Source organism: Synechococcus sp. R6-5, from assembly GCF_047461775.1.
GTDB lineage: Bacteria > Cyanobacteriota > Cyanobacteriia > Thermostichales > Thermostichaceae > Thermostichus.
Genome location: NZ_JANSHV010000054.1, coordinates 1 through 5,425 on the forward strand (window position 1 = coordinate 1; position 5,425 = coordinate 5,425).

4 protein-coding genes are annotated in these 5,425 nt (G+C 58.5%); 2 read left to right on the forward strand and 2 right to left on the reverse strand.

Annotated elements, in window-relative coordinates:
* Positions 1-317: 317 nt before the first annotated feature.
* Together NW818_RS03055 and NW818_RS03060 are read right to left on the reverse strand one after the other, a co-directional pair.
* A complete protein-coding gene (locus NW818_RS03055; protein ID WP_414423801.1) occupies positions 318-782 on the reverse strand; it encodes a hypothetical protein in 465 nt (154 codons plus the stop codon).
* Between the two features lie 118 nt (positions 783-900).
* Positions 901-2,112: an acetate kinase gene (locus NW818_RS03060; RefSeq protein ID WP_414423802.1), complete on the reverse strand. Its 1,212-nt coding sequence runs from the start codon at positions 2,110-2,112 to the stop codon at positions 901-903.
* A gap of 233 nt (positions 2,113-2,345) precedes the next feature.
* Here NW818_RS03060 and serA point away from each other — a divergent pair, with 233 nt between their 5' ends.
* Together serA and NW818_RS03070 are read left to right on the forward strand one after the other, a co-directional pair.
* The gene (gene serA / locus NW818_RS03065) at positions 2,346-3,926 is read left to right on the forward strand and encodes a phosphoglycerate dehydrogenase (RefSeq protein WP_011433001.1); all 1,581 of its coding nucleotides are present in this window, start codon (positions 2,346-2,348) and stop codon (positions 3,924-3,926) included.
* 61 nt (positions 3,927-3,987) lie between these two features.
* On the forward strand, positions 3,988-5,304 hold the full coding sequence (locus NW818_RS03070) for a bifunctional folylpolyglutamate synthase/dihydrofolate synthase (protein ID WP_414423803.1): 1,317 nt from the start codon (positions 3,988-3,990) through the stop codon (positions 5,302-5,304).
* Positions 5,305-5,425 lie beyond the last annotated feature (121 nt).

Here is a 5,425-nt window from a genome sequence, read left to right on the forward strand (position 1 = left end):
ACGCTCCGCGCCGCTTCCGCGACCACCCTCAGCTCCTCTTCCAGAGGGAGAGGGGAGCCAGACGGAAAGGTTTCATTCATGATGTTTAGACCATGATGTTTAGAGTGACTACATACTCGACTTTATCCCCACCCGATTTGAAGCAACAAAACTCGATCTCCTCAGGAACGGCGAGGCCGTTCAAGTTTGACCGAGGTGGCCTGATCCCTTGGCCGGAAGCCTCAGAAATCCACCTGAGAGATAGGGCCTAGAGTGAGTTTTGAGTTTCTGGGGATCCTGCAAGACTAGTATCCTCTGTGTCTTTATCCAAACCGTTTTCAAAGCACTCCGGTAAATGGGAAACTGCCGCTGCCCAGCCGCTCCTGCCGATCGAACACACTGATGGTGAGCTGATGGGATCCCGTTTGAGTGAGGGTAAAGCGATTCTGGGTCAGGGTCAGCCCTGTAACGGTGCAGGTGGTCGCCCCAACGAAGCAGCCGGGCAACTGAGCGGCATCAAAAGCTCCCAGGGTTACGAAATTGCCCAGTGGGGTGGTGACGGAAGCCAAAAAGGCGTTGGAACCCCGGATCCCGGCAGGGGCTTCTACCCGGAAAGACACCACAAAGGTCGGGGTTTGCCCCACCGAGACGGTGCGCGGAGAGAGATCAGTAATGGTGAGGGATGGAGCAGGTATGGGAGGCGGCAGGGGCAGAAGATCGCTGCTGCCGGTCGTGCCCCCACACCCCACCAGAACACTGCTCAGCAGCACCAGCAATGGGATCCGTTCATGCCTTCGCTGCATGGTTTTCCTCCACTCCAAAAGGTCTTCTTTTTTTGAGCTTATTGTCTAGAGTTTGTCTCCACCAAGCCAGCGGGCGGAAAGGAGAGAACCTGGCGAGAAGCAGCCTGGAATCCTTCGTCTATTCCCCTTGCAAAAGGTTTTGGCAAGCTTTGGCAATGGCCCAGTCCTCTTGGGCTGAGATCACCAGAACCCGCACCGGAGCATCCGAAGTGCTGATATCGCAGTTGCGGGGGGATCCGGCATTCAAAACCGGGTCGATCTGGATCCCTAAAAAACCCAGATCTGCACAGGTTGCTGCCCGCACCGGCGCCGAGTTTTCCCCAATCCCCCCAGAGAACACCAGCGCATCCAGCCGATCTAAGCTCATGAGCATTGCCCCAATCTGGCTGCGCAGACGGTGGACAAACAGATCGAAAGCCAGCTCCGCCCGGGCATGGCCTGCCTCCATTGCCTCCAACACAACCCGCATATCGCTGCTCAGGCCGGAAACGCCCTTCAACCCCGATTCTCGGTTCAAGATCCGATCCAGTTCATCCACACTCATGCCCTGGCGCAACTGATGGATCAAAATGCCCGGATCCACTGACCCCGACCGGGATCCCATCATCAAGCCCTCCAGGGGGGTGTAGCCCATGGTGGTGTCCACACTTCTGCCCCCGCGAATGGCCGCCAACGAGCAGCCGTTGCCCAGGTGACAAGTGATCAGCCGCAACTCTTCCAGGGGTCGGTTCAAGATCTCGGCAGCGCGACGGGCGCAATGCTCGTGGTTGATGCCATGAAACCCGTAGCGGCGGATCCCTTGTTCAGCCCAAGCGTAGGGAAGGGGGTAAAGGGCTGCGGCCAGAGGCATTTGCTGGTGGAAGGCGGTGTCGAAAACGGCCACCTGAGGGATCCCCGGCAACAGTTGCCTTAGCAGACGAATGCCGGCTAGCGCAGCAGGGTTGTGGGCTGGGGCCAAGGGGATCAATTGCTCAATCGCCCTCTCCACCTCTGGCGTAATTAAGGTGGGCTGCCGGTACAGGGATCCCCCATGCACCACCCGATGGCCGACGCCGCCGATCTCAGCCGCCTGCGGGAGCAGGGATCCCTCCCCTTGCCAGAGGCTTTGAAACAGCGGGGCCAGTTGGCCGATCCCTCCCTCAGGTGAAGCGGAGGGAAAAGATTCCCACCCACCGCCTCGCCGACGAGTCTGGATGAGGGCCTCCCCCGGCTTGTAGGTGAAATCCACCTGGGCTTGCCAGATGGGCGTGGCCTCCACCCTTCCCTCAACCGTCAGAAATAGGGAGGATTTGAGGCTGCTGGAACCGGCATTGACGACCAGAATATTCACAGCGTGTCTTCGTTGGCCTTCGCACTGCTGGGCTTAAGGCCTATAGCCCGCTTGCTTGAACAGAGCGGTTGACTACCCTGCCGCTAAGGATGACCATAGCATTAAAGCCCTCCTGCAGCTTCCTGAGGCCAAGGCGAACTGCGTAGCGGTAGGACGGAGCTTTAGACCCAATTTTTTGGGTAATCTGTTCCCCTACTTCTGTTGCCCTCCATCCCACTGGACTAACGCTGCTTATGCCCAGAGTCATCGTCACAGATCCCATCGATCAGGCGGGGATCGACATTCTCTCCCAAGTCGCTCAGGTGGATGTGCAAACTCAGCTCACCCCAGAGCAGTTGATCGCGGTCATCCCCAACTACGATGCCATCATGGTGCGCTCCGGTACACGGGTTACCCGAGAGGTGATCGAGGCGGGGACGAACTTGAAGATCATCGGGCGGGCGGGCGTTGGCGTTGACAACATCGATGTGCCTGCCGCAACCAAAGCCGGGATCCTGGTGGTCAACTCCCCAGAGGGCAACACCATTGCCGCTGCCGAGCACGCCATTGCCTTAATGATGGCCCTCTCCCGCCACATACCTGATGCCAATGCCTCTCTGAAATCGGGCCTGTGGAATCGGCAAGAGTTTGTCGGCGTAGAAGTCTACAAAAAAACGCTGGGGATTGTCGGATTGGGTCGGATTGGATCCCATGTGGCCCAGATTGCCAAGGCGATGGGGATGAAGCTGCTGGCCTATGACCCCTATCTATCCGTGGAGCGGGCCGAGCAACTGGGGGTACGCCTGGTGGACTTCACAACTTTGGTGCAGGAATCCGACTACATCACCTTGCACATTCCCAAAACCCCTGAAACCACCAACCTGTTCAACGCCGAAACCTTTCGCATGATGAAGCCGACCGCTCGCCTGATCAACTGCGCCCGCGGCGGTTTGGTGGATGAACAAGCCCTGTACGAAGCCCTGAAATCCGGCCAAATTGCCGGAGCGGCTTTGGATGTATTTGCCAACGAGCCCCTGAAGGACTCCCCGCTGTTTTCCCTGGGCAAAGAAGTCCTGCTCACTCCCCACTTGGGGGCCTCCACCGAAGAAGCCCAAGTGAATGTGGCCATTGATGTGGCCGAGCAGATCCGCGATGTGTTGCTGGGGCTGCCGGCCCGCTCTGCTGTGAACATCCCCGGCTTACAGGCAGAGGTGCTGCAAAACCTCAGACCCTACCTGGACTTGGCCGAAACCCTAGGCAACTTGGTTGGCCAATTGGCGGGGGATCGCGTCAACCAGTTGGAGATCCGCCTGCAGGGAGATCTGGCGGAAAAAGATGGGCAGCCGATCGTCATTGCCGCCCTCAAAGGGCTTTTGACGCTGGCGCTGCGGGAGCGGGTCAACTACGTCAACGCCTCCATCGAGGCCAAAGAACGGGGCATCCGGGTGGTGGAAACCCGAGATCCCTCCTTGAAAGATTATTCCGGATCCCTGACGTTGATTGCCCACGGCCCCAATGGGATCCGCTCGGTTTCGGGGGCGTTGATTGGGGAGCGAGAGGTGCGGATTACCCAGATCGACGAGTTCCCGGTGAATGTGCCCCCTTCCGCCAACATGCTGATGACCCTGCACCGGGATATGCCGGGAATCATCGGACGGATTGGCACCCTGCTGGGAGCCTACAATGTCAACATCGCCAGCATGCAGGTGGGGCGCAAGATCATCCGCGGCGATGCAGTCATGGTGCTCAGCTTGGACGATCCCCTGCCGGATGGGATCCTGGAAGAGGTGCTCAAGCAGCCGGGCATCCGTGACGCTTTTGTAGTGAACCTCTAGAATTGTTGATCCCTAGAAAAAATCCCAAATCTCACCTACCCTGGCAAGACGGAGTCTTTGCTTGAACCAGAGCAACTTGTCCCTAACCCTGTCCCAGATCCCAGACTGGGATTGGCCGGCCTTTCTGGAGTCCCTGGGCCATTTTGGTGTGGATCTCAGTCTGGAACGCATGCAAGTCTTGCTGCAGCGTCTAGGACAGCCCCAAGCTGGGATCCCGGCCATCCACGTAGCCGGCACCAACGGCAAAGGATCTGTCTGTGCCTGGGTCAGCCACGTGTTGTGGGCGGCAGGCTATCGTGTGGGTCGTTACACCTCTCCTCATTTAGTAGATTGGCGGGAACGGATTTGGCTGAACGGGGAATACATTTCCGCCAACGACTGGAGCCAAGCGCTGGCCCAGGTGCGAGACTGCCTACAAACCTATGCCCCTGACGAGGCTTCTCCCACCCAGTTTGAGGTTATCACCGCTGCCGCTTGGCTGTACTTCCGCCGGCAAAAGGTGGATGTGGCAGTGATAGAAGTGGGCCTGGGGGGGCGGCTGGATGCTACCAATGCTGGGATCGAGCCAGTGGTAACGGCTATCACCTCCATCGGCTGGGATCATTGGCAGCGCTTGGGCAACAGCCTTCCCCAAATTGCCTCTGAAAAGGCGGGTATTCTCAAGCCAGGGATCCCGGCAGTGTGCGCACCCCAAACCCCAGAGGTCACAGCAGTTATCCAAGCCAAGGCAGAGCAATTGCGAAGCCCCCTGAAGATGGTCGAACCTCTGCGATGGTCAGAGCCTCAAACCGTCCACTGGCGAGGGCAGCTCCTCACCCTGCCCCTCAGCGGCGATGTACAACTCACCAATGCAGCAGTAGCCCTTGCCGTTGTGGAAACCCTACAGCAACAGGGCTGGCGGATCCCTGATGCCACTGTCGAAAAAGGATTTGCCATCACCCGTTGGCCGGGGCGCTTACAGCGGGTGCAGATTGGATCCCGTCAGTTGCTGATGGATGGAGCCCACAACTTACCCGCTGCCCAGGCTCTCCGTCGCTATCTGGATAAGTATCAACCTGGCCCCCTCACCTGGTATATGGGCATCCTCACCACCAAGGATGTCCAGGGCATTCTCAGTACCCTGCTGCGGCCGGGAGATTGCTTTTTTGCCCTGCCAATTGCCGGCCACTCTGGGACGGATCCCGACCAACTGGCCCAACTGGCCCGAACCCTGCAGCCTCATCTCGCCTCAGCACGGGCACTGCCCAATCTCTCCGCTCTTCGGGCTCAGTTGCTCAAGCCGAAAAACCTCACTGAGCCACCAGCTGTAATCTGCGGATCCCTGTACCTATTGGGTCAAGTGATGCAGCGCTGTTTGGGATGGGAGCTGGCCTGTTGATAAGTGAAACGGCATGAAAAACAAAAGCTCCTCCCTTGTGTAGCTGGAGAGGAGCTAGAGTAAGACCCCAGTATCGTGCGTGTAGTGAGTGGAGGTGGGCCTGGCACCGAGCTAGGTTGCC